The following is a 23,004-nucleotide window of genomic DNA, read 5'->3' as shown; positions in this document are numbered from 1 at the left end:
CGAAATTGAATATCAATTTTTAAAATTTGAAGACGTGCTGGCAACAATATAATGGCAAAACAATTACTTTTTTCTGATCAGGCCCGCAATAAACTCCTTTCCGGAGTTAATCAATTGGCCAAGGCTGTAATAACTACTTTGGGTCCCCGTGGCCGGAACGTGGCCTTGGATAAAAAATGGGGAGCTCCGGCCGTGGTCCACGACGGAGTTTCAGTTGCCAAGGACATAGAACTGAAAGATCCTTTTGAAAATATGGGAGCCCAGATGGTCAAAGAAGTGGCTTCCAAGACCAGCGATGTGGCTGGAGATGGGACCACTACGGCCACATTACTCGCCCAGGCCATTTACCGCGAGGGGTCTAAGCTGGTTGCCGCCGGAAGCAATCCCATGGCCATTAAAAGAGGCATCGAAAAAGGCGTTGAGGCCGTAGTCAAGGAACTGAAAAGTATCAGCAAACCCACCAAGGACCACAAAGAGATCGCTCAGGTGGGGACCATTTCGGCCAACAATGATTCCACCATCGGCAATATCATTGCCGAAGCCATGGAAAAGGTTGGTAAAGAAGGGGTTATCACCGTTGAAGAAGCCAAGAGCATGGAGACGACCCTTGAAGTGGTGGAAGGGATGCAATTTGACCGGGGATATATTTCTCCCTATTTTGTGACCGACCCGGAGAAGATGACAGCGGTTTTAAATGATCCTTATATCCTGATTAATGAAAAAAAGATCAGCAGCATGAAAGATCTGCTTCCCGTGTTGGAACAGGTCGCCAAGAGCGGCCGGCCCTTGGTAATTATTGCCGAAGAAGTTGATGGTGAAGCCTTGGCCACCTTGGTTGTCAACAAGCTCAGAGGGACCTTTTCCTGTGCGGCCGTCAAGGCCCCGGGTTTTGGGGACCGGCGCAAGGCCATGCTGGAAGATATCGCCATTTTAACCGGTGGACAGATGATCTCCGAAGATTTGGGGATCAAACTGGAAAACGTCTCCCTGAAAGATATGGGAACAGCCAAGCGGATCACCATCGATAAGGATAATACGACCATCGTTGACGGCGGCGGTGAGAAATCAGCCCTGGAAGGCCGGGTCAAACAGATTCGCGCCCAGATCGATGAAACCACCTCGGATTACGACCGGGAGAAACTCCAGGAGCGTTTAGCCAAATTGATCGGCGGCGTTGCCGTTATTAATGTCGGGGCCGCTACCGAAACCGAAATGAAAGAGAAAAAGGCCCGCGTCGAGGATGCTTTGAATGCGACCCGCGCCGCCGTTGAAGAAGGCATCGTACCGGGTGGCGGCATTGCCCTCTTACGCTGTCTACCGGCTTTAAACGCCCTAAAGACAGAGGGCGAGGAAGCCCTTGGGGTAAATATCGTCCGAAGAGCTTTGGAAGAGCCTGTCCGCCAAATTGCCAATAACGCCGGATTTGAAGGTTCCGTGGTTGTGGAAAAGGTTAAAGAAGAAAAAGGAGCCTTCGGCTTTAATGCCGATACCGGGATTTATGAAGACCTGATGAAGGCCGGGGTCATGGATCCGACCAAGGTCACCCGTTTTGCCTTACAAAACGCGGCTTCAGTGGCCTCCCTTTTGTTGACCACCGAGGCAATGGTAGCCGAGAAACCAAGCAAAAATGAGCCTGCTATGCCGTCAATGCCGCCAGGTGGCGGTATGGGCGGAATGGGCGGTATGTACTAAATCGTCAATCTTTATGGTAAGCAAAAAAGCCCCCTTGTTTTCGGGGGCTTTTTTTTAATTTTCCCGGCTTCCCTTGTTAGCCTTATTACTGGCTGATATTCAGTATAGCGCTCCCTTTCCATTTAGCTGGCTAATGGGGGCCGTGCGCACAAGGTTCGTCTTCAAGGCGGCTGGAAAGCTCGTCCAAGTGTACTCGAAAGTGAAAGTCCAGGGACACGCGGCCATGGCGCTGGAAGACATCCGAAAGCAGGGATCTGCCTGATGGTCGCCCACGAACTAAACCGCCATGCCCCGCCTTTTGGGGCATGGCACCACGAAGCATGAAAATAGGCTCCTTGGAAGACGGATTCTATTTTCGAACTAAATCCGCAGCACGCCCTTCACCCTCTCCGCCACATCACGCAGATCTCCCTCGTTCGGCCTGCCGCGGATATCTCCCAATCGCCCTGAAACGGAATGGCTCCGCATATTCTCCGGATTGTACTCCCCGATCACATACCATTCCGCAACAATCGTATAGCCGAGATGGTCAAACAATTGCCCCATGTACTTCACTGCGGGTATGGCTTCGTTCATACCCGTATGGACACCGCCGTAAGTACAATAGACCACGGTTTTGGCCGAGGGCCTTCGGGGAGAAGCGGGTTTGATCTCACCTTTCCGAATGTATTCCTGGAGGTGACTGCGAAAGACTTCCATAACGGGTTTTCCGGGAAGCTGGGAATAGACGCCTGATCCCACAAAAACGAAGTCATATCGGAGAATATCCACTTGCGTCTCTTGCGTGATCTTTACCGTATCCACGCTGTGCCCCAGACCTTGAGCCGTCTCTTGAATCTTCATGGCCACCTTTTCGGTGTTCCCGGTTGCGGAAAAGTAGAGATTCAGTATATTCATGATGATCATTTTTGAAGCTTACGGACATTCTCCGCAGCAGGACCCTTAGCGCCTTGGACAACATCGAAACTGACACGATCCCCCTCGGCCAGAGATTTAAAACCTTCCCCCTGTATCGCGGAATGATGTACGAATACGTCCTTGCCTTCGTCCTGCTCGATAAAACCAAATCCTTTTGCATCATTAAACCATTTAACTTTTCCTTCTACCATCGTTGACCCTCCTTTGTATTGAGTCTCTTCGTGGAGACCTTTGTAATGTCAGGGAGTATGAATAATTTTTTCTGGAAATGCAAGATTATTTCCTGTGGAAGAGGGGACATTGCTTCACAACGTGCATATTTTTTCAGCGGTCCATTTCCCTATGAAGGTGTGACGCTGGGGGAGCAAAGTTCATCTTGTTGATTATTTAAAAGGAATGTTATATAAACTAGAGTCAATTTCTTTATTCAAGATGAACCCTGTCTTGAGGGTAAAGTTGAAGGAAAACAGATGCGAATAGCCATTGCCTCCGATCATGCCGGGTTTGAAATGAAGCAGGGCTTGATCCTTTTATTGGAAAAGCTGGGCCATCAAGTAACCGACTTGGGAACGCACCATCAGGACCCTGTGGATTATCCTGATTATGCCGAAGCCATGGGTCTGGCCATTCGAAAGAGCCGGGCCGATCGGGGGATCCTGATCTGCGGCAGTGGGGTGGGGGCCTCGGTGTCGGCCAATAAGTTGCCCGGCATTCGGGCCGGCCTCTGCCATGATACCTATTCGGCGCACCAGGGTGTGGAGCATGACGACATGAATGTCCTGGTCCTTGGTTCCAGAGTCATCGGTTTTGAGTTGGCCGCCGAATTGGTCCGGGCCTTCCTGGGGGCTCGGTTTTCCGGTGAAGAACGACATCTGCGGCGGCTTCAAAAGGTACACTCTTTGGAAGAGCGTTTCTAATTTTGTAAGAAAGTCAGGGGGAGGCATGAAGGAACTTATTGACCTCAGAAGTGATACCGTAACCAAACCAACACCCGAAATGCGCAAGGTCATGGCTAAGGCCGAGGTGGGGGATGATGTTTACGGGGAAGACCCGACGATCAATGCCCTGCAGGAAAAGGTGGCCGAGATCCTCGGCAAAGAAAAAGCCCTTTTCGTTCCCTCCGGGACGATGGCCAATCAGTTGGCCATCAAATCCCACACCCAGCCCGGCGATGAGGTCATTCTGGAGGCTTCTTCCCATCCTTTCAATTTTGAAGGCGGGGCCGGGGCCGTCCTGTCGGGCGTTCAGTTTTGCTGTCTCAGCGGGGTCCGCGGGATTATCGAGGCCCGGCAGATCGCAGAAGCCATCAGACCCTTTGACCACCACTTTCCGGTAACCCGATTGGTTTGTCTTGAAAACACCCACAACCGCGGGGGCGGGTCCCTTTATCCGCTCGAAAAGATCACCCGGATCTCCCGACTGGCCAAATCGAAAGGCCTCCGGGTCCACCTCGACGGCGCCAGACTCTGGAACGCCTCGGTGGCTTCAGGGATCACACCCGGGGCCTATGCGGCCTGGGCGGATTCGGTATCGGTCTGTCTCTCAAAAGGCCTGGGGGCTCCGGTCGGGTCCCTGGTGGCGGGATCGGCCGTCTTCATAGACCGGGTTCACCGTTTTCGAAAGATGTTCGGAGGCGGGATGCGTCAAGCCGGAATCCTGGCCGCGGCCGGCCTCTATGCCCTGGACCACCATCGGGAGCGGCTTCAACAGGACCACGAAAACGCCCAACGTCTGGCCCAGGGTCTTTCCGGATTCAAAGAGGTCTCCCTCGATCCGGCCCAGGTGGAGACCAATATAGTCATCTTTGACTTAACCGACAGCCGGATGACGGCTCAACAGGTCTCGGAGGTCATGAAGAAGGAGGGTGTCTTGATCCATGCCTTTAACAAGAAGCAGATCCGTTTGGTCACCCATTTGGATGTGACCGGAACGGATATCGGGAAGGTCCTTAAGGCCTTTAAGAAGGTGTTTCGATCTTAGAGCGTTCGGTCGCCATCCAGGCCTCCCGAAGGGATTTGAAATTCCCTTCCCGGATGGCTTCCCTGATCTCTTTCATTAGGGATTCCATAAAATACAGATTGTGAAGGCCGGCCAGAACCGGGGCCAGCGGCTCTCTGGCTAAAAACAGGTGTCTCAGATAGGCCCGGGAATGGTGCCGGCAGGCATAACAACCACAATCCGCCTCCACTGGACGGGGGTCATTTTTAAAGGCCTCATTCAGGATTCGGAGCCTGAACCTCCGGCCCTTCCTGGTAAAAAAAGTGCCGGTCGAGGCCAGGCGGGTCGGCGCGATGCAGTCAAAGAGATCAATGCCCTGACTTACCATTTCAAAAACATCCTCTACCAGGCCGATGCCTAAAAAGTGGCGGGGTTTGTCTTGGGGAAGATAGGGAAGGGTCCATTGCAGAACCTGGGACATTTCCTTTTTCGATTGACCGAGATACCCCCCGATGGCAAAGCCGTGAAAGGGCTGACGGGCAATGAATCGGGCGCTTTTCTCCCGGAGATCGGGATAGGCCCCGCCCTGAATAATCCCGAAGAGCGATTGACCGTTGGAAGGATGGCCATAAAATTCCGCTAAAGCCTTTATGGCCCAGCGGTGGGTCCGTTCCATGGACACCTCTGTTTCCCGGTGATTGTGGAGCGGAGAGGTGCATTCATCCAGGACCATGATCATATCCACACCCAGACTTCTCCCTGTCTGGACGATATATTCCGGGGTAAAGCGATGCATAGAGCCATCCCGATAGGAGGTAAAATCCACGCCCTCCTCGGTTACCGTGACCAGGGATTTGCCTTTCTTGGAACCGCATTGTCCATCCTGATCCCGGAGTTTTGAAACCGGGGAATGGATCTTGCTGCCACCGTATTTTTTACCCATTCCCAGACTGAAGACCTGATACCCACCGGAATCCATCATGATCGGTCCTTCCCAACCCATAAACCGGTGAAGGCCTCCCATTCGACTGATAATCTCTTCGCCCGGTTGCAGGTGCAGATGATAGGCATTGGTAATGAGGACTTGTGTGCCGATGGTGGAAAGATCGGCCCCGGAGAGGGATTTTACGGTCCCCTGGGTGGCCACGGGGACAAAGGCAGGTGTTTCTATGGTGCCATGAAGCGTCTCAAGCCGGCCAAGCCGGGTTTGATCCTCTTCGGCTAAAATTTCAAAAGAAAATTTTTTCAATGTATTATTCAGGGCGTTTCACTGCGCCCGATTTTTTAAAAATGCCCGGTAAATCTTTAAGGCCTCTTCTTCTTTCACATCAAACCAGTTTTCATATGCCTCGGCTACGGCAAAATGCCACCCCCGGCGGATGTTGGCACAATAGAGGGCTTCCACCTGTTCCGAAACCTTCAAAACCGATTTAAAGCTGCCGGTAGGTACGGCTACCATGAGGGACCTGGCCCCGGCTTTGCGCAGGGCCTCCACGGCCACCAGCAGGGTAAACCCCGAGGCCAGCCCATCATCAACCAGGATGACCGTTTTTTTCGAGATCTCCGGGAAGGGCAGGTCCCCCCGAAAATTTTTTACCCTTCTCAATACCTTTTGGAGGGTTTGATCTTTGCCGGTTTCGATCTGTTTTTCAGTCAGCCGGAGATGGGAAAGGAGATCTTCATTGAAGCCCATGGTTCCATCGAAGGCCACGGCCCCATACCCGGCCTCGGTATCCCAGGGGAGGGTGATCTTGCTGACCACGGCTACATCAAGAGGCAGGTCGAGTTTTTTGGCAATAACCACGGCCACCGGCAGACCGCCCGAAGGAATGGCCATAACAAGGGTATCGGTTTGACGAAAGACCTGTAACATTTTGGCCAGGACCTGGCCGGCCTGGGTCCGGTCCCGAAAGACGAGGATCTTATCCCGCAGTTCTGGGAGGTCAATGACAGGGTTTTTGTGGGTCGAAAGGCGCATGAAGATAAATTAATTTAAACCCGTCAGGATGTAAATAAGGTCAGGACTGTATTTTTCAGAAAAGATCCAGGTATTGCGCTTCCGGAAGGATCAACCCAGAACGCGGTTCAGGGTCTCCCGGAGCTTGGCCACAGTATAAGGCTTCTGGATAAAACCGGCCAGCCCCTGTCCGGCAAACTGCTGGATCACATCCTGCTCGTTATAGCCGCTCGACAGGATCACCCGCACATCGTTCTGCAGGGAACGCAAGGCCTGAAAGGCCTCTTCCCCGTCCATTTCGGGCATGGTCAGATCGAGAATAATACAGTCGATCTCGCCCCGCCGGGCTTCAAAGAGATCCACTCCTTTCCGGCCGTCATTGGCGGTCAGGACCTGAAAGTCCAGATGGGCCAACATCTGAGTGCCCACTTCGCGGACTACCGGGTCGTCGTCAATCAGGAGGACCACCCCATTGCGGGGAGAAGGGTTTTGTCCGACTCTTTGTTGGCGGTCGTTCGAGGTCCATTCCGCGGCCGGTAACAGTATTTTAAAGGTCGTCCCTTGGCCCGGCTGGCTGTCGACCTTGATGGTCCCTTTGTGTCCGCGAACGATGCCGAGAACCGCTGCCAGCCCAAGACCCCGTCCGGTGAATTTGGTGGTGAAAAAGGGATCGAAAATCCGGCGCAGGGTTTCGGCGTTCATCCCGCATCCGGTGTCCGACACTTCCAGATAAACGTATTTTCCCTCAGGGAGCCGGTCATCCCAATAACCCTCGGAGAGAAAGGCCCGGTTGCATTCCATAACACCGCAGGAGACCGAGATCAGACCGGTGGCTTCTCCCATGGACTCGGAGGCATTAGTAATCAGGTTCATGATGACCTGATGGATCTGGGTTACGTCGGCCTCCACGGCCGGGAGTCCTTCGGGCAGGGCGTAGCGCAGCGAGGCCTTCTTGGATACCGAGACCTCCAGCATCTGGGTCACCTCCCGGACGATCTCGGAAAGGTCGTGGCGGCCTACGACGAAACGGCCTTTGCCCGAATAGGCCAGCATCTGGCGGCATAATTCAGCCGCCCGTTTCGAGGCCCGCGAGATATCTTCGACATTGGGCCGGGCCGGGGAGTCCGGTTTAAGGGAAAGGAGCGCTAAATCGGCGTTTCCCAGGATAGCCATGAGCAGGTTGTTAAAATCGTGGGCGATCCCCCCGGCCAGCACCCCCAGGCTCTCCAGCTTCTGAACTTCCCGCATCTGGGATTCCAGTTTTTGTCGTTCTTCCTCCGCCTGTTTTTGTTCGGTGATATCAATGTTTACGCTCATAATAGCGGTAATTTTACCATTAACATCACGCAGGGGGGCTGTTGAGACGCTGATATCAATCGGCGAACCATCTTTTTTGCGACGTCGAACTTCAACCCCGGTAAAACCGTCCCCCCGGAGGACCCGCTCCCGTAAGGCCTGATACTCCTCTTGCTTGTCCTCCGGAACATAGGGCAGAAGGCGGCCGATGACTTCCGTCTCCCTCCAGCCGAAAATGCGTTCAGCCGCCTCATTCCACAATCGGACCTTCCCGTCAGGTTCAAGGACATTGATAGCCACCGGGGATGTCCGAATCAAGGTTTGAAGGGAGGCATTGCTCTCCCGCAATTCCCCTTCCAATCGCTGGCGCTCCTTTATTTCGTCTTTAAGTCGCAAATTGGCTTCCCGGAGTTCCGAAGTCCTTTCCGCAACCCGTTTTTCCAATTCCTGGTGGGCTTTCCGCAGATCCATTTCGGTCCGTTCAATTTTTTTGGCCCGTTTTTCAAGCTCAATATATTGGGTTTTTTGTCTTTTTCTGCTTTTATTCAACTGGCTTCCGGTGATGGAGGTAATGAAGGCAATGGCAAAAAGCAGACAGCCCAACGCCAGGACCATGATAATCTGAGCGGATCCGGGAAGGGGAGGGGTTGAAAATGGATCCATAGGGGGGATAATACCGTAGAATTCCAGGGCCACTGCAATGCTTAAGGATACGACACTGAGGGCAACCGTGATGAAAAGGAACCTTGGTGGGGTGACGACGCCCAGATAGGCGATTAAAGCAGCATAAAGGGGGCTGATAAAGAGGGCCCTGGTGCCGCCTAAAAAATAAATGATGGCCGTATAGCCGACCACTTCACAAAGGTTGTTCCCTATAGAAGTAAACTCATAGACCCGTCGGCTTTGGGACATTTTTAGTATGGCTAATATAGGGATGCTGGCAGCCATCAGGAAAACCAGGCAGGCGCTGATACCGATTATATGGGGAACTCTGGTAATGCCCGCCAGGTAACCCGCGACTACAAATCCCAGGATCAATAGCCCTGCTCCGGCTCGAAAAATGGCCCCTTGCTTGATCCTGGCGTAAACACGGTTTCTTTGATCCGGGTCTAATTGGATTATTTTTTGGGGGCTGACCTTAAACATATCGGGCCTTCTCCTGGTTTATTGGACCTAAATAAGTAGTGGACCGCCTATCTCCTTCGGGCGTGTTCAGATGTGAGCCTTTCCCCAGGAATTCTTAATAGTCCGGATACAACTTCTTGATGCAATCCGGACAGAGGCCATGGCTGAAATTGATATCCAGGTGAGACTTGAAATAGGCTTCCACGTTTTGCCAATACTCCTGGTCGTTCCTGATCTTTTTGCAATGAACACAAATCGGCAGAAAGCTTTTCAGAGCCACCAATTCGCCTATATCTTCCAGAATAATCAGGACCAGTTTTTCCCCGTGAAAGTCAAACGGTACGGTGGTCACCAGGAAGAAGGCCTTGGCGGTTTTCCCCTCCCGGGCAATCTCCATCCTGGTCTTTTGACGGATCTGTTTCTTTCCTTTCAGTGCGTCATTAACAGAATTTCTGATAATACAATCCCGGCAATGGGGAGCCCTTCCGCAGCCTTCCGATACCTCGGTAGAATGCAGACAATGAAGGGCTTCACCGGCCCGTTTGCGAATGATTAAAGAAGGGGCTTCGCCCAACATCCCGGAAGCTGCCGTATTGGTGTCGACGATCTTGACATCCTCCTGGACGACAAATACCGGTGAAGGAATGGCGTCCAGTATTATCCTATAAAAATTATCTTCTGTCAGCCCTTTGCTTTTTTTATTCATGGTTTGATTTATAACCATAAAGGAGGGCTCATGTCAATTGGTTCCCGCCATCCCCGGGGCATCTTTCAAAAAAAGGGGTGCTTATTATTTTCAATGAAAAAATTCACATAATTTCTTGACACCACTGCAAAAAAAAAATATTATTATAAATTTATTATTTTTACCAGAAGGGGAATATGTTTGAGTCCTTATCCGATCGTCTGAATCTGACCTTTAAGAAATTGAAAGGTCAGGGAAAATTATCCGAAGCCAATATGAAAGAAGGTCTTCGGGAGGTACGGATGGCTTTACTGGAGGCCGACGTCCATTACAAGGTGGCCAAGGATTTTATCGATCTGGTTCGAGATCGGTCTTTGGGTCAGGAAGTCCTGGCCAGTCTCACTCCGGCCCAGCAAGTGATCAAGATCGTCCAGGAGGAATTGACCGATCTGATGGGCGGGTCCCGGCAGGACCTGAATCTGGCCGGGCGCTCCCCGGTGGCCATTATGCTGGCCGGGCTTCAAGGTTCTGGGAAAACCACCACGGCCGGAAAACTGGCCATCTATTTGAAAGAAAAGAATTTTCGACCTGGCCTGGTGCCGGCTGATGTCTACCGTCCGGCAGCCATAGACCAACTCCACAAGGTTGGAGAACAGGCCGGGGTAGAAGTCTATCCGTCCGATTCGAAAATAAATCCGGTGGAATTATGCAGCCGGGCCGTGGAATGGGCCCGGGGCCGGGGGTTGAATCCCCTGATCCTGGATACGGCCGGCCGGTTGCATATTGATCAGGATTTAATGACCGAACTGAAGCAGATCAAGGAACGGGTCCGGCCCAACGAAATCCTCCTGGTGGCCGATGCCATGACCGGTCAGGACGCCATCAATGTGGCCCAGAAATTCAATGAATGGCTGGAGTTGTCCGGTGTTATCTTAACCAAGATGGAGGGGGATGCCAGGGGAGGGGCCGCTTTGTCGATCAAGGCGGTCATTCAAAAACCGATTAAATTTATCGGCGTCGGAGAAAAGTTGGAGGCCCTGGAACCGTTTTATCCCGACCGGATGGCCTCCCGGATTCTGGGCATGGGTGATGTCCTTTCCCTGATTGAAAAGGCCCAACTCCATTTTGACGAAAAGCAGGCCAAAGCCCTGGAAAAGAAGATCCGCAAGGAAACCTTTACCTTGGACGATTTTAAAGACCAGCTTAAACAGATAAAAAAAATGGGTTCTTTGGAACAAATGGTACAAATGATTCCGGGTTTAAACCGGATGAAGGGTTTAAAGGATGCCAAACCGGATGAAAAAGAACTGGTTCGGACAGAAGCCATTATCAATTCCATGACCCCGGACGAACGAAAAAGCTATCAGATTATCAATGGGAGCCGACGTCGGCGTATCGCCAAAGGGAGTGGGACCACGGTGCAGGAAGTCAATAAAATGCTTAAGAATTTTGAACAGATTCAAAAGATGCTTAAACAGTTTAATAAGGGGGGCCGGAAGGCCTTCCAAAGAGGGTACTTGCCTTTTTGACCGGATTTGGTTACTATGAAAAATCATAATATAGAAAGTATGGGAATTCGTATTAGTTTAAAGAAGAAAAAACAAGGAGCGTATTATGGCGATTAAAATTCGATTGACCCGGATGGGGGCCAAGAAGCGGCCTTTTTATAGAATGGTGGTGGCTGATTCCGGTTCCCCGAGAGACGGCCGGTTTATAGAGATTGTAGGGACTTACGACCCCAATCAAGAACCGGCGTCGGTTTCCTGGAAACAGGATCTCTTGAAAAAATGGCTCTCGGTCGGGGCCGTACCGACAACCACTGTGAAGAATCTGATTCAAAGCAGCGGCGTACTTAAGGGATAATTAAATGGTATAGGAATTTCCTTTTTGGACGCAGATCGACGCAGATTGTCAAGATTTTGAATATAAAGAATAGTTATCTGCGGGTATCGGCGAAAATCAGCGTCCTAATTTAATTGTTGAGGCGGGTGCCTCACCCCTCTCCTGGGATGAAGAAGGATTCACTGGAATGGATCCTCTGGCCGGATAAAGGCCAGGGAACATAAGCGGAATCAGTCTGTTATGGGTATTCGGCAACTCAAAAGGAGGAGGTAAGCGGCATGAAAGAGCTGGTAAAGTACATTGCAAAGGCATTGGTGGATCATCCGGACCAGGTGGAAGTTAATGAAATCGAAGGGGAACAGACTTCAGTCATCGAATTAAAGGTGGCCAAGGAGGACCTGGGTAAGGTTATCGGAAAACAAGGGCGGACCGCCAGGGCCATGCGGACCATCTTAAGTGCGGCTTCCACTAAGATCAGAAAACGGTCGGTCCTGGAAATCATTGAATAAGGAAAAGGAATCGGGCTTCCTGTTAATCGGAAAGGTCGGCAAACCTTATGGGTTGCGCGGCCAGGTAAAAGTACACTCTTATGCCGCTTCCAAGGAAACTTTTTTTGCCGGACGAAAGCTGTTTCTGAGCCGAGGCGAAGAAAAGAAGGAAGGGGTGATCCTGGAAGCCAAAGTTCAAGCCCATTCCTTGCTGCTTAAGTTTCAAGGGCTGGAAGATAGATCCCAGGCCGAAGAATTAATGGGATATTCTTTGTTAATTGAAGAAAAGGATCTGGAGGCCCTACCGGAAGGAGAGTATTATCGGTGCCAGTTGATCGGCAGCCGGGTCTATAACGAAGAGGACCGGTTTTTAGGCATTATGGAAGATATATTTTCAACGCCGGCCCACGATATCTGGGTTATCCGGGATCGAGAAAAGGAATTCCTGGTTCCGGCTGTTGAGGCCTTTATTCTGTCGGTCAACAAGACCCAAAAAGAAATTCGGGTCAGGAACCCTTATGATCGCGCCGAGGGCGATGATCGTTGATATCCTGACCCTTTCCCCGGGTTATTTTTTTTCACCCTTAAATGAGGGGCTCCTGCATCGGGGGATTGAGAAGGGACTGATCCGGGTTCGGATTTTTAATCTGCGCGATTTTACCAATGACCGGCATCGGACGGTGGATGACCGTCCTTTTGGCGGTGGGGCGGGGATGGTTTTAAAACCGGAACCGGTCTTCCGGGCCTTGACCTGGCTTCGGGAGCTCCCTGAACCGAGTCCCCGGGTAATCCATTTGACCCCCCAGGGGACCCCTCTGAAGCAATCTCGGGTCAAAGAATTGAAGGGCATTCCCCGGATTGTCCTGATCTGTGGAAGATATGAAGGGATCGACGAGCGGATAGCCGATTTTTTCTGTGATGAGCAGATATCGATTGGAGACTATGTCTTAAGCAGCGGTGAACCGGCTGCCCTGGTTGTTTTGGATTCTTTGATCCGGCTAATCCCCGAGGTTCTGGGATGTGCTGATTCGGAGAAAGAGGAAACCTTTGAAGAAGGTTTATTGGAATATCCCCAATACACCCGGCCCCGAAATTTTAAAGGCCATTTTGTCCCTGAAGTCCTGGTCTCCGGGAACCATGACAAGATTCGGGCCTGGAGACGGCGGCAGTCTTTGATCAAGACCTTAAAACGGCGGCCCAGTTTGATTGAGGAAGACCGATTGAATCCGGAAGACCAGGAGATCTTGCGGTCTTTAAAAGGCAAGGACTGACTAAAAATTTAAAAGAGCAGCCTGTATTAAACCTCATGCCCACGGCGTGTAGCCGCAACGCATGAAAATATTTTTTAGGGGCTATGGGCGATGGGCAAGGTTAAACGGGGTTTATGGGTTTTTATTCGCCTATAGCCAATAGCCTCGTGCCTACTATTTTCGTGCTAAACTCTAAGGCCCCTCAGGGGCGCACCACGAAGCATGAAAATGGGGTTAAGATTCAATGGGTTTCAACGAACGACGAACCCCGAACGACGAACGACGAATTCTATTTTCGAACTAAAGGAGCAGAACAATGGATGCCTTGACTATGTTGGAAAAGGAGCAGATGCGGGTGGATCTGCCCGACTTCAGGACCGGAGATCAGATTCGGGTCCATGTTAAGATAAAAGAAGGAGAAAAGGAACGGATCCAGGTCTTTGAAGGGGTGGTTATTCGCAAAAGAAAAGGAAATACCGGAGCGACCTTTACGGTCCGCAAGGTTTCTTACGGCGTTGGGGTCGAACGTATTTTCCCGCTCCATGCCCCGGCTATTGATCGGATTGATATCGTCAGCCTGGGTAAAGTGCGGCGGTCGCGGTTATATTATCTCAGGGAATTGAAAGGTAAAGCCGCCCGGATTAAAGAACGGCGGGTAACTCCTAAAGCCAACGCTTCTTAATGGGTTCAAGGTGCAAGGTGCAGGGTTCAAGGCTTTTCACTATGTGCGTTGAAACTTTGTTTTCGAACTGAACCCTCATGCCCCCTCCCTCACCCGCCCCCCTGGAGGGGGAAGGAAGGGGTGGGGCACCACGAAGGGAATTCTGACTCCTGAATTCTGGATTCTTGGTTGTGAAACCGGTTAACAAGTCCCCTGAATTTTATGAAAATAAAATGGACCGGCCGGAGGCAGTCCTGATTGCCGGTGTGGATGAGGTCGGGCGGGGACCTTTGGCCGGTCCGGTAGTGGCGGCGGCGGTCGTTTTTGCCCGGGGGGTCTTTATCCCCGGGGTTACCGACTCCAAACAATTAACCCCTGAAAAACGAGAATTCCTGTTTCCCCTGATTAAACAAAGCGCTTTGGCCATTGGTTTTGGGGTTCTGGGCCCCCGGAATATTGATCGCCTCAATATCCTCCAAGCTTCCTTAAAGGCCATGGAAAATGCGGTTTCCAACCTGAATCCAAGACCTGACCTGGTCCTTATCGATGGGAACCATCCCTTAAACCTGCCGATCATTCAGGAATGTCTGATCAAGGGGGATCGTTTGAGCCACTCTATCGGGGCCGCCTCTATTGTCGCCAAGGTTGTTCGGGACAAGCTGATGGAATCATGGCATTACCATTTCCCGCAATATAATTTTTTCAGCAATAAAGGATATGGGACTCGAGAGCATCTGGCGGCCTTGAAGAGATACGGTCCATCCCGGCTCCATCGATTGAGCTTTAAAGGAACCGTTGCCGATGAGGACTATAATGGCGGCTAAGGACCCGCGTTCCCGGGTAGGTCGGAGAGGAGAGGACTTGGCCTATGAACTCCTTAAGAAAAAGGGGTATAAAGTCCTGGAAAGGAATTTTAAATCCCCTTTGGGGGAAATTGATATTATCGCCCGGGAGGGAAAGACCCTGGCCTTTATTGAAGTCAAGACCCGTTTGTCTGCTGATTTTGGAACGGCCAAATGGGCCGTGGGACCTAAGAAACAGCGGAAATTGTCCATGGTGGCCCTGGACTATTTAAAACGCCATTCTCTCTCGGACCAGCCGGCCCGTTTTGATGTGGTGGCCATTGACCTGGATCAGGGGCAGGAGAAAATCGAACTGTTCCGAAACGCCTTTGACCTGGCGTATTAAAACCTGCTCAAAGCTCAAAGCTGAAAGCTCAAAGAAGAAAATTTGACAGGATTAACAGGAGTTAGATGTTTTTTGCTTCAGGGTCAGAGGGACCAAAGGCAACTACCGTCCGCTCCCAGTGGAAAGCAAACAGATAAGAAAAATCATAAAAATGAAGGAAATTAAGGAAAAAGGCACCTTGTACGTTGTCGCCACCCCCCTGGGGAATTTGAAGGATATAACCTTGCGGGCACTGGAGGTGTTGAAAGAGTCCGATCTGGTTGCGGCCGAAGATACGAGGAGGACCCAAAAACTTTTTTCCGCTTATGAGATTCATTCGCCCCTGACCAGCTATCATGAAAATAATAAATTCAGAAAGATCCCTTATCTGCTCGGACAGCTCCGGGAAGGGAAACAGATTAGTCTGGTTACTGATGGCGGGACCCCGGGGGTCAGTGATCCGGGGAAAGAGTTGGTCCAGGAGGCCCGCCAGGCCCATATTGCGGTGGTCCCTATTCCAGGGCCTTCGGCCCTGACCTGTGCCTTGAGTGCATCGGGATTTCCCGGGGACTCCTTCGTTTTTCTGGGCTTTTTGCCCCGGCGAAAAAGCCGCCGTAAAAAGATCCTCGAGGAAATGAAAGAACAGAAGAGAACCCTTATTTTTTATGAGGCCCCCCACCGGATTGGGAATCTCCTTCAGGAGATCCAGACCGTCTTGGGGGAGAGGGAAGCGGTTCTGAGCAGGGAACTCACCAAAGTTTACGAAGAGATCCTTGCCGGATCCATCAGTGAGTTGTCCCGGCAGTTGTCGGATCGGGAACCCAGAGGGGAGTATTGCCTCGTGCTGGGACCGCCGGATAGATCCGTTGAGCCTGATGGTCCGAATTTTTGAACGGATATCGATGAATCATACAGCCCACTCGATAAACTCCAAGGACAACATTTATAAATTGAATGCGGTACCCAGAAAATATGGAAAAACAGTTAGTCATAAAAAATCGATTAGGTCTTCATGCCCGAGCAGCCGCAAAAATGGTTCAATTGAGTAATGAATTTGCCTCAAATCTGATTATTCGGTTTGATGGTCAAGAAATAGACGGGAAAAGCATACTTAATATTTTGACCCTGGCCTGTCCTCTGGGTTCGGACATCTTGCTGCAGGCCGAAGGTCCGGATGCTGAAAAACTCTTGGAAGCCATGGAAAGGCTGATCAATGAAAAGTTCGGAGAAGAATAAGCCTGTGATGGAGAGGGAGCCTGTCAACCCGATCCTGAAAGGGATCGGGGCCTCCAGTGGTGTGGCCATCGGACGGGCCTATCTGGTCGATCGGAGTCGGGTGAAGGTCGTTTATCAGTACCTCCTCGATGAAAGCCAGATAGAACCGGAAAGGGAACGATTCAAGGAAGCGGTCGCCAAGGCCGATGGCCAACTGCATCAGATTATCCTGGAGATCCCGGAAGAAATAAAAGATCACGCCGGGATCATAGATTCCCACCGATTGATTTTAAAGGATCGGATGATTTATGATCAAACCCTGGAAGCCATCCAGAAGGAACAGATTAATGCCGAATGGGCCTTGAAAAAGGCCGTGGAAAAGGCGCAAGAGATTTTTTCCAGAATCAAGGATGAATACATCCGGAACCGGGTCAAGGATGTAATGGATGTTTCCGAACGGATCCTTCGAAATCTGACCGGGACCGAGGTGGAAAAATTGAGCGATATCCAGGGCCAGGTCATTGTGGTGGCCCACGATCTGTCGCCGGCCGATACCACCCAGATGCGTTTGGACAATGTTCTGGGTTTTGTGACCGATATGGGCGGAAAGACTTCCCATACCGCTATCATTGCCCAGTCCCTGGAGATTCCGGCCGTGGTCGGTCTGGAACGGATCACCCAGGAAGTCAACAGTGGTGACCTGATTATTATCGATGGAAATGATGGCCAGGTAGTCTTAAACCCTGATCCGGAAACCCTGGAATATTTTCAACAAAAAAAGAGAAAATATGGGGAATATCGGACCGAAATGGCTAAATACAGCCATTTGCCGGCCGAAACCCTGGATGGGTGTCGCATCAAGACCAGGGCCAATATAGAATTCCTGGAAGAGATTGCTACGGTGTTGGCTAACGGGGCGGAAGGGATCGGACTTTTCCGGACCGAGTTTCTGTATTTAAGCCAAAAAGAACTGCCGACAGAACAAACCCTCTTTGAGAATTTTAAAAAAGTAGCCCAGATCATGGCCCCCCACCCGGTTACGATCAGGACCCTCGATATCGGCGGTGATAAGTTCGCCTCTCACCTCGATCTGGCCGATGAGATGAACCCTGCCCTGGGGTTGCGAGCCATCCGTTTTTGCCTGAAGGAAGTCGATATTTTTAAAAGGCAGTTGCGGGCCATCTTAAGGGCCAGTTCCTATGGGAATTTGAAAATCCTTTTTCCCATGATTTCCGATGTCGATGAGGTCTTTCAGGCCAAGACTATCCTCAACGAGGTCAAAGAGGAACTTCAAAAAGAAAACGTCCCCTTTGAGGCCCGGATCCCCATCGGCATCATGATCGAGATCCCATCGGCCGTGGCTATGGCTGATTTGTTGGCCCGGGAGGTGGATTTTTTCAGTATTGGAACCAATGATTTGATTCAATATGCCCTGGCCATCGACCGGGTCAATGAACATGTGGCCCATATGTATCAGCCTTTGCATCCGGCCATCCTGCGCCTGATCCAACAGACGATCGAGGCCGGCCACCGGGCCGGCATCCCGGTGGCCATGTGCGGGGAGATGGCCGGAGAACCCTTGTATATCCCGATTTTATTAGGGTTTGGGCTGGATGAACTGAGCATGAACCCCATGTCCGTCCCTCGGGTCAAGCGGATAATCCGGATGACCTCCTATAAGGAATCCAAGGCGTTTTTAGAAAAGATTTTTACCTTGAATACCACCGAAGAGGTCAATACCTATGTCCACAAAGAGATGGTCCAATGGTTCTCCGATAGTTTCAAGGCCGACGGGTCGATGCTTTATTGAACATTTGGGTAAATTATGTCCGAACATATCAAAATAATTTGTCAAAATCGCAAGGCCCATCATGATTACCAGATTCAGGAGACCATCGAAGCCGGATTGATACTCACCGGGCCGGAGGTCAAATCCCTTCGTCTGGGACGGGCCAATCTCAAAGACAGTTATGCCAGAACAAAGGCCGGGGAAGTGTTTTTATATGAGGTCCATATCAGCCCCTATGAAAATTCCCCTTTAAATGAACAGGATCCAACCCGGACCCGGAAGCTCCTTCTGCATAAACAGGAAATCAAAAGGCTGACCGGAAAAATCCAGGAGAAAGGGTTTACTTTAGTACCGCTTCGGATCTACTTTCGTAAAGGTAAGGCCAAGGTGGAACTGGCCCTGGCTAAGGGGAAAAAATTGTACGATAAAAGAGAAACCATACGAAAAAGGGATATGAAACGGGAGGCCGACCGCCAGATCCGGGGCAAGAATTAACCTGCCTGACAGGATTAACAGGATTTACAGACGGTAAATCCTGTCAGAAGTTTCCGAAACAACCAGCTTGACTTTAGGGTGGATGATCATTATATTAATTTAAAATTATCATGTCCGTGAGGGTACCACGAATCATGAGAATAGATTCAAGGTCCGGATTTTTCATGCTTGAAACCTGCATCTTGCATCTTGAAACTTTATTTACTTACCAAAGGGGGCGAAACGGCTTCGACGGGGATACTAAATTTAGGTGGCATACCGAGGTCCTATCGGCTCGTAAAACAGATAGGAAACAATAATCGCAGACAACTACGATTACGCCTTGGCCGCTTAGTCGGCCAACATTCTGTCTTTCTTTCCTGCGAGGAAGATAAGGATGTCACATAGCAGGATAGTCTGACCGAACGGCCTGTAGTCGGAAAGGCGAAACCTTTTACAGGATAGCTTTTGAGGTCTCCCGCCTGGTGGATCCCTCAAAAGTGAAATTTAAATAACCAGGATAAGTATGTAGAGGCCTAAAGGATGTATTTTCGGACGCGGGTTCAACTCCCGCCGCCTCCACCAAGATTTTGTTTAAAAGCCCCACTGGCAGATCGTCCCTATGGGGCTTTTCTTTTTTGGGGAGTTTCCTATGGAGATCCTGATTCTTTTTCTGCTTATGATCTGTAACGGCTTGTTTGCCATGGCCGAGATGGCCTTAGTTTCCTCCCGCAAGTCCCTCCTCCAGCATTGGGTCAATGAAGGAAACTACCGGGCCCGGATAGCCCTGGAACTGGCCCGAGCGCCTAATCGGTTTTTGTCGACCATCCAGGTTGGAATCACGCTGATCGGCATCCTGGCCGGGGCCTTTGGTGGGTCAACCGTGGCCTTTTCTCTTAAGGCTTATTTAAAAGAAATCCCTTATTTAAGTCAATATAGCGAAATCATTGCCCTTGGGGTCGTGGTTCTTGGTCTGACCTACCTAACCATCGTTATCGGTGAACTGGTGCCTAAACACCTGGCCCTGAACAACCCGGAACGGATAGCCTCGGCCATAGCCGTTCCCCTCCGTCTGGTGTCTGCCATCGCCCACCCTCTGGTTCAGGTTTTGACCTATTCCTCGGAAAGGGTTTTGAAACTCCTGGGCCACCAGCCTTCCCAAGAATCGCCCATTACCGAAGAGGAAATTAAAATCCTGATCGAGCAAGGCACCCGTGAAGGGATTTTTGCTGAAGCGGAAAAGGATTTGGTTAAAAGTGTTTTTCGTTTGGCCGACCGGGAAGTCGGGGTGCTGATGACCCCACGCCTGGAGATCGTCTGGCTTGACGTGAATGCCCCTTTTGAAGAAAATCGGACCAAGATCATGATGAACCCTTATTCCCGTTTTCCGGTGGCCCAAGATGATTTAGACAACCTCTTGGGGGTGGTGTTGGCCAAGGATTTGCTGGTCCAGGGGCTCTCCGGCCGAACGATGGACCTTAAGGAAAAAATGAGTCCGGCCCTCTTCATTCCGGAAAATGCACCGGCCATGCACCTTTTGGAATTGTTTAAAAAGTCCCGACCCCACCTGGCTTTAGTGGTGGATGAATATGGAGGGATCCAGGGTCTGGTGACCTTGAACGATCTTTTGGAGTCCTTAGTGGGAGAGATTTCATCGCAAGACCAGACAACGGAACCACAGGCCGTTCAGAGGGAAGACGGTTCCTGGTTGGTGGACGGGATGATGCCGGTCGATGAGTTTAAAGAAATTTTTGGCCTGGGGCGTTTGCCTGACGAGGGCCTGGGGCACTTTCAGACCCTGGGCGGCTTCATAATGATGCAGATGGGGCGGGTCCCACACCCTTCAGAAAATTTTGAGTGGGAGGATTTACATTTTGAAGTAGTGGACATGGACGGGAAAAGGGTGGACAAGGTCCTCATTACCAAAAAAGGGTCCCAGGTCCCAGGTCCCAGGTCAGAGATTTAATTCTCGAGCAAGAGCCGGTTTCAGGAAGTTTGGATCTTGCTCTTTTCTTTTCCTGCCTCGGGGACCTCGAACTTTGAACCTTTCATCTGATCCCCGATCCCCGACCTCTGATCTCTGCCCCCTACTCCCCCGAACCTTCAGCTTTGAGCTTTGAAGGCAGTATTTTTTTCTCTTCCTCCCGTTCCTTCTCCGATTCGTTGATCAGGCACTGGGGACGGAATTTACAAAAAAGATTGGGGTCGGTACAGGACACCCCTTGTCCAAAACAGTCCTGGCAGTAATAAATTTGATGTTTTTGACAAGGGAATACCCCTTCCCGTTCCGGATGATAACGACAGGCACTCATGATGACCGATTTATACCATAGATGACCTGAGATTGTGAAATAGAAATTTAAAGGCCTCCGGCGACTCGAAATGTCCCTAGCCTCCTGCATTACAATTTCTTCTTTTTTGACTTTGACAATTCTTAAAAATCCCTATATATTTTTATCGACTAATTATTAAGTTATGATTATTTTTTCAACGACCCAACCCGGACCAGCCGGAACCAAGATTTTGGATATACAAAACATGTTAAAAAAACCTCAATTGGTCCGGGTCCAAGGTGTGTTCTTTAAGAAATTCTATCCATTTTGCGTAGAATAATATTCTTTAGTTACTAAATGATCCAAGAAAAGATGCTCTTATCCATAATCATTCCGGTTTATAATGAAAAGCAAACCTTAGAGTCTCTGGTGGAAAAGGTCCACACTGTGGATCTTTCCTCCCTGGGCCTGGACCGTGAGGTTGTTGTTGTTGACGACTGCTCTCAGGACGGGACCTCGGAGGTGGCTCAAAAGCTGGCCGATGAGGGGAAAATTCGGTTGATACGGCATCAGGAAAACCAAGGGAAGGGGGCGGCCTTGCAAACCGGATTTCAAGGGGCCCGGGGAGACCTCCTTTTGATCCAGGATGCCGACCTGGAGTATGATCCGGAAGAGTACCCTAAATTGTTAAAACCCATTGTTGACGGCAAGGCCGATGTGGTTTATGGATCCCGCTTTATGGGGGGCGAACCCCACCGGGTTCTCTATTTCTGGCATTATTTGGGAAACAGGTTTCTGACCCTTTTATCAAATATGGTGACCAATCTTAACCTGACCGATATGGAGACCTGCTACAAGGTATTCCGTTCGCCGGTGCTGAAATCGATTACTTTGGAGGAAAAACGGTTCGGTTTCGAGCCGGAGGTAACCGCCAAGATCGCCCGTTTAGGGTGCAGGATTTACGAAGTCGGCATTTCCTACACCGGCCGGACCTATACGGAAGGAAAAAAAATAAACTGGAAAGACGGTATCCGGGCTTTATGGTGCATTTTCAAATATGGTATTTTGAAGTGATGGATTTAGTACGAAAATAAAGTTTCAGGTTGCAAGATGCAAGTTTCAATTTGTCGGACAAAAAGTCCGTGCAGAATGTATGGATCTGTAGCTAATTGAGGAGAGGATTTGCAAAACGTCTTAGTCACCGGCGGGGGCGGCTATATCGGCAGCGTGGTCTGCCAAACCCTTATCGAAAGAGGACACTCCATCGTTGTCCTGGATGATTTGGAAGAGGGGCATCGTTCCGCCCTGCCTCCCGGCGGGATTTTTTATCAGGGTGATCTTGGAGATGAGGCCCTCCTGAAAAAAATTTTCAATTCCCATTCGATCGGTGCCGTGCTCCACTTGGCGGCCCGTTGTCTGGTGGGGGAATCGGTCCGGGATCCGGAAAAATATTATTACAATAATGTGTCCAAAGGCCTTGGCCTTTTGAAGACCATGAGGGCCTTCGGGATTGATAAAATAGTCTTTTCCTCCACGGCGGCGGTCTATGGGGAACCCCTTTCGATCCCAATCGAGGAAGCGCATTCCACCTTCCCGGTCAATCCCTATGGTCACTCTAAACTGATCTTTGAACAGATTTTGGATGGGTATGCCCAGGCTTATGGATTAAAGGTCGTCACCTTTCGCTATTTCAATGCCGCCGGGGCGGTTGACCGGTTGGGAGAAGACCATGATCCGGAGACGCACCTTATTCCCCTTATTCTCCGGATGGCCCTGTCAGAGATTCATGAAACTTTGGCGGAAAGATTCAAAGAGCCCCTAACGGTTTTCGGATTAGACTACCCGACCCCGGATGGAAGCTGCCTGCGGGATTATATCCATATCCAGGATCTGGCTCTGGCCCATGTCCTGGCTCTGGAAAAAATAGACCATCTCCGGCAAAGGATTTTTAATTTAGGGAATGGTCAGGGTTTTTCGGTCCTGGACGTGATAGAGACGGCCAGAAAAATTACCGGACGGGAGATCCCTTTTCAAAAGGGGGGACGTCGTCCGGGAGATCCGGCTGTCTTGGTGGCCTCTTCCGATCAGGCCCGCCAAATCCTGGGCTGGGAACCCAGATATCCGGAGCTCCAGGACATCATCGCTTCGGCTTGGAAGTGGCATCAAAAATTTCCTTATGGATATGAAGATTAATTCTTGTCAACCTATGGTCAGGCAGGATGCCTGACCTATCT

At 50.6% G+C, this 23,004-nt stretch carries 25 protein-coding genes and 1 other RNA gene; 19 read left to right on the top strand and 7 right to left on the bottom strand.

Annotated features, from left to right (window positions below):
• Window positions 1-51 precede the first annotated feature (51 nt).
• Window positions 52-1,692, top strand: a complete 1,641-nt coding sequence (groL, locus tag HY879_09810; GenBank protein ID MBI5603641.1) for a chaperonin GroEL — start codon at window positions 52-54, stop codon at window positions 1,690-1,692.
• Between the two features lie 360 nt (window positions 1,693-2,052).
• Here the strand turns inward: groL and HY879_09805 are convergent, their stop codons facing one another.
• Entirely contained in the window at window positions 2,053-2,589 is a 537-nt protein-coding gene (locus tag HY879_09805; protein ID MBI5603640.1) for a flavodoxin domain-containing protein, read from the bottom strand.
• Between the two features lie 5 nt (window positions 2,590-2,594).
• The gene (locus tag HY879_09800) at window positions 2,595-2,801 is read right to left on the bottom strand and encodes a cold-shock protein (protein ID MBI5603639.1); all 207 of its coding nucleotides are present in this window, start codon (window positions 2,799-2,801) and stop codon (window positions 2,595-2,597) included.
• A 279-nt stretch (window positions 2,802-3,080) separates the two neighbouring features.
• On the opposite strand from HY879_09800, the gene rpiB reads away from it, so the two are divergent.
• Both rpiB and ltaE read left to right on the top strand, forming a co-directional pair.
• On the top strand, window positions 3,081-3,527 hold the full coding sequence (gene rpiB, locus HY879_09795; protein MBI5603638.1) for a ribose 5-phosphate isomerase B: 447 nt from the start codon (window positions 3,081-3,083) through the stop codon (window positions 3,525-3,527).
• Between the two features lie 25 nt (window positions 3,528-3,552).
• Window positions 3,553-4,590: a low-specificity L-threonine aldolase gene (gene ltaE, locus HY879_09790; protein MBI5603637.1), complete on the top strand. Its 1,038-nt coding sequence runs from the start codon at window positions 3,553-3,555 to the stop codon at window positions 4,588-4,590.
• On the opposite strand, the gene tgt is transcribed toward ltaE, so the two are convergent.
• From tgt to HY879_09770, 4 genes are all read right to left on the bottom strand, one after another.
• A complete protein-coding gene (tgt, locus tag HY879_09785; GenBank protein MBI5603636.1) occupies window positions 4,568-5,797 on the bottom strand; it encodes a tRNA guanosine(34) transglycosylase Tgt in 1,230 nt (409 codons plus the stop codon). The two genes, ltaE and tgt, sit on opposite strands and share 23 nt — an antisense overlap.
• An 18-nt stretch (window positions 5,798-5,815) precedes the next feature.
• Window positions 5,816-6,526: a phosphoribosyltransferase gene (locus HY879_09780; protein ID MBI5603635.1), complete on the bottom strand. Its 711-nt coding sequence runs from the start codon at window positions 6,524-6,526 to the stop codon at window positions 5,816-5,818.
• 90 nt (window positions 6,527-6,616) lie between these two features.
• A complete protein-coding gene (locus tag HY879_09775; GenBank protein ID MBI5603634.1) occupies window positions 6,617-8,947 on the bottom strand; it encodes a PAS domain S-box protein in 2,331 nt (776 codons plus the stop codon).
• A gap of 94 nt (window positions 8,948-9,041) precedes the next feature.
• Window positions 9,042-9,650, bottom strand: coding sequence for a PAS domain-containing protein (locus HY879_09770; GenBank protein ID MBI5603633.1), 609 nt, complete (start codon window positions 9,648-9,650; stop codon window positions 9,042-9,044).
• A 158-nt stretch (window positions 9,651-9,808) separates the two neighbouring features.
• Here HY879_09770 and ffh point away from each other — a divergent pair, with 158 nt between their 5' ends.
• The 14 genes from ffh (at window position 9,809) to HY879_09700 (ending at window position 20,463) form a co-directional block, all read left to right on the top strand.
• Entirely contained in the window at window positions 9,809-11,140 is a 1,332-nt protein-coding gene (gene ffh, locus HY879_09765) for a signal recognition particle protein (protein ID MBI5603632.1), read from the top strand.
• An 85-nt stretch (window positions 11,141-11,225) separates the two neighbouring features.
• Window positions 11,226-11,474, top strand: a complete 249-nt coding sequence (gene rpsP, locus HY879_09760; protein MBI5603631.1) for a 30S ribosomal protein S16 — start codon at window positions 11,226-11,228, stop codon at window positions 11,472-11,474.
• A gap of 257 nt (window positions 11,475-11,731) precedes the next feature.
• Window positions 11,732-11,962: a KH domain-containing protein gene (locus HY879_09755; GenBank protein MBI5603630.1), complete on the top strand. Its 231-nt coding sequence runs from the start codon at window positions 11,732-11,734 to the stop codon at window positions 11,960-11,962.
• A complete protein-coding gene (gene rimM, locus HY879_09750) occupies window positions 11,955-12,488 on the top strand; it encodes a 16S rRNA processing protein RimM (protein ID MBI5603629.1) in 534 nt (177 codons plus the stop codon). Before HY879_09755 ends, rimM begins: the two co-directional genes overlap by 8 nt.
• Complete coding sequence (trmD, locus tag HY879_09745) at window positions 12,478-13,212, top strand: tRNA (guanosine(37)-N1)-methyltransferase TrmD (protein MBI5603628.1); 735 nt, start codon at window positions 12,478-12,480, stop codon at window positions 13,210-13,212. Before rimM ends, trmD begins: the two co-directional genes overlap by 11 nt.
• A 295-nt stretch (window positions 13,213-13,507) precedes the next feature.
• Window positions 13,508-13,873 (top strand): 50S ribosomal protein L19, encoded by a 366-nt coding sequence (rplS, locus tag HY879_09740; GenBank protein ID MBI5603627.1) that lies wholly within the window; start codon window positions 13,508-13,510, stop codon window positions 13,871-13,873.
• Window positions 13,874-14,085: 212 nt separating this feature from the next.
• Complete coding sequence (locus HY879_09735; GenBank protein MBI5603626.1) at window positions 14,086-14,676, top strand: ribonuclease HII; 591 nt, start codon at window positions 14,086-14,088, stop codon at window positions 14,674-14,676.
• Window positions 14,666-15,040 (top strand): YraN family protein, encoded by a 375-nt coding sequence (locus HY879_09730; GenBank protein MBI5603625.1) that lies wholly within the window; start codon window positions 14,666-14,668, stop codon window positions 15,038-15,040. Before HY879_09735 ends, HY879_09730 begins: the two co-directional genes overlap by 11 nt.
• Before the next feature lie 151 nt (window positions 15,041-15,191).
• On the top strand, window positions 15,192-15,911 hold the full coding sequence (gene rsmI, locus HY879_09725; GenBank protein ID MBI5603624.1) for a 16S rRNA (cytidine(1402)-2'-O)-methyltransferase: 720 nt from the start codon (window positions 15,192-15,194) through the stop codon (window positions 15,909-15,911).
• An 80-nt stretch (window positions 15,912-15,991) separates the two neighbouring features.
• On the top strand, window positions 15,992-16,255 hold the full coding sequence (locus HY879_09720) for an HPr family phosphocarrier protein (protein MBI5603623.1): 264 nt from the start codon (window positions 15,992-15,994) through the stop codon (window positions 16,253-16,255).
• A 7-nt stretch (window positions 16,256-16,262) separates the two neighbouring features.
• On the top strand, window positions 16,263-18,044 hold the full coding sequence (ptsP, locus tag HY879_09715; protein ID MBI5603622.1) for a phosphoenolpyruvate--protein phosphotransferase: 1,782 nt from the start codon (window positions 16,263-16,265) through the stop codon (window positions 18,042-18,044).
• A gap of 15 nt (window positions 18,045-18,059) precedes the next feature.
• Entirely contained in the window at window positions 18,060-18,518 is a 459-nt protein-coding gene (smpB, locus tag HY879_09710) for an SsrA-binding protein SmpB (GenBank protein ID MBI5603621.1), read from the top strand.
• 213 nt (window positions 18,519-18,731) lie between these two features.
• Window positions 18,732-19,082: a transfer-messenger RNA gene (gene ssrA, locus HY879_09705) on the top strand.
• Between the two features lie 67 nt (window positions 19,083-19,149).
• The gene (locus tag HY879_09700) at window positions 19,150-20,463 is read left to right on the top strand and encodes an HlyC/CorC family transporter (GenBank protein ID MBI5603620.1); all 1,314 of its coding nucleotides are present in this window, start codon (window positions 19,150-19,152) and stop codon (window positions 20,461-20,463) included.
• 121 nt (window positions 20,464-20,584) lie between these two features.
• Here HY879_09700 and HY879_09695 read toward each other — a convergent pair whose 3' ends face one another.
• Window positions 20,585-20,809: a hypothetical protein gene (locus HY879_09695; protein MBI5603619.1), complete on the bottom strand. Its 225-nt coding sequence runs from the start codon at window positions 20,807-20,809 to the stop codon at window positions 20,585-20,587.
• A gap of 333 nt (window positions 20,810-21,142) precedes the next feature.
• On the opposite strand from HY879_09695, the gene HY879_09690 reads away from it, so the two are divergent.
• Both HY879_09690 and galE read left to right on the top strand, forming a co-directional pair.
• Window positions 21,143-21,844: a glycosyltransferase family 2 protein gene (locus HY879_09690; protein ID MBI5603618.1), complete on the top strand. Its 702-nt coding sequence runs from the start codon at window positions 21,143-21,145 to the stop codon at window positions 21,842-21,844.
• Between the two features lie 108 nt (window positions 21,845-21,952).
• The gene (gene galE, locus HY879_09685) at window positions 21,953-22,963 is read left to right on the top strand and encodes a UDP-glucose 4-epimerase GalE (protein ID MBI5603617.1); all 1,011 of its coding nucleotides are present in this window, start codon (window positions 21,953-21,955) and stop codon (window positions 22,961-22,963) included.
• The last annotated feature ends 41 nt before the right edge of the window (window positions 22,964-23,004 follow it).

It is taken from the genome of Deltaproteobacteria bacterium, assembly GCA_016219225.1.
GTDB lineage: Bacteria > Desulfobacterota > RBG-13-43-22 > RBG-13-43-22 > RBG-13-43-22 > RBG-13-43-22.
This window is presented reverse-complemented; position numbering and strand designations above follow the sequence as displayed.

Coding starts and splice junctions, on each gene's coding strand:
- ffh (MBI5603632.1), top strand. CDS start 9,809: ATGTTTGAGTCCTTATCCGATCGTCTGAATCTGACCTTTAAGAAATTG.
- HY879_09800 (MBI5603639.1), bottom strand. CDS start 2,801: ATGGTAGAAGGAAAAGTTAAATGGTTTAATGATGCAAAAGGATTTGGT.
- groL (MBI5603641.1), top strand. CDS start 52: ATGGCAAAACAATTACTTTTTTCTGATCAGGCCCGCAATAAACTCCTT.
- ptsP (MBI5603622.1), top strand. CDS start 16,263: ATGGAGAGGGAGCCTGTCAACCCGATCCTGAAAGGGATCGGGGCCTCC.
- trmD (MBI5603628.1), top strand. CDS start 12,478: ATGATCGTTGATATCCTGACCCTTTCCCCGGGTTATTTTTTTTCACCC.
- rpiB (MBI5603638.1), top strand. CDS start 3,081: ATGCGAATAGCCATTGCCTCCGATCATGCCGGGTTTGAAATGAAGCAG.
- HY879_09695 (MBI5603619.1), bottom strand. CDS start 20,809: ATGAGTGCCTGTCGTTATCATCCGGAACGGGAAGGGGTATTCCCTTGT.
- HY879_09780 (MBI5603635.1), bottom strand. CDS start 6,526: ATGCGCCTTTCGACCCACAAAAACCCTGTCATTGACCTCCCAGAACTG.
- ltaE (MBI5603637.1), top strand. CDS start 3,553: ATGAAGGAACTTATTGACCTCAGAAGTGATACCGTAACCAAACCAACA.
- smpB (MBI5603621.1), top strand. CDS start 18,060: ATGTCCGAACATATCAAAATAATTTGTCAAAATCGCAAGGCCCATCAT.
- HY879_09700 (MBI5603620.1), top strand. CDS start 19,150: ATGGAGATCCTGATTCTTTTTCTGCTTATGATCTGTAACGGCTTGTTT.
- HY879_09805 (MBI5603640.1), bottom strand. CDS start 2,589: ATGAATATACTGAATCTCTACTTTTCCGCAACCGGGAACACCGAAAAG.
- HY879_09720 (MBI5603623.1), top strand. CDS start 15,992: ATGGAAAAACAGTTAGTCATAAAAAATCGATTAGGTCTTCATGCCCGA.
- rsmI (MBI5603624.1), top strand. CDS start 15,192: ATGAAGGAAATTAAGGAAAAAGGCACCTTGTACGTTGTCGCCACCCCC.
- HY879_09690 (MBI5603618.1), top strand. CDS start 21,143: ATGCTCTTATCCATAATCATTCCGGTTTATAATGAAAAGCAAACCTTA.
- HY879_09775 (MBI5603634.1), bottom strand. CDS start 8,947: ATGTTTAAGGTCAGCCCCCAAAAAATAATCCAATTAGACCCGGATCAA.
- HY879_09730 (MBI5603625.1), top strand. CDS start 14,666: ATGGCGGCTAAGGACCCGCGTTCCCGGGTAGGTCGGAGAGGAGAGGAC.
- HY879_09770 (MBI5603633.1), bottom strand. CDS start 9,650: ATGGTTATAAATCAAACCATGAATAAAAAAAGCAAAGGGCTGACAGAA.
- HY879_09755 (MBI5603630.1), top strand. CDS start 11,732: ATGAAAGAGCTGGTAAAGTACATTGCAAAGGCATTGGTGGATCATCCG.
- rpsP (MBI5603631.1), top strand. CDS start 11,226: ATGGCGATTAAAATTCGATTGACCCGGATGGGGGCCAAGAAGCGGCCT.
- rplS (MBI5603627.1), top strand. CDS start 13,508: ATGGATGCCTTGACTATGTTGGAAAAGGAGCAGATGCGGGTGGATCTG.
- HY879_09735 (MBI5603626.1), top strand. CDS start 14,086: ATGGACCGGCCGGAGGCAGTCCTGATTGCCGGTGTGGATGAGGTCGGG.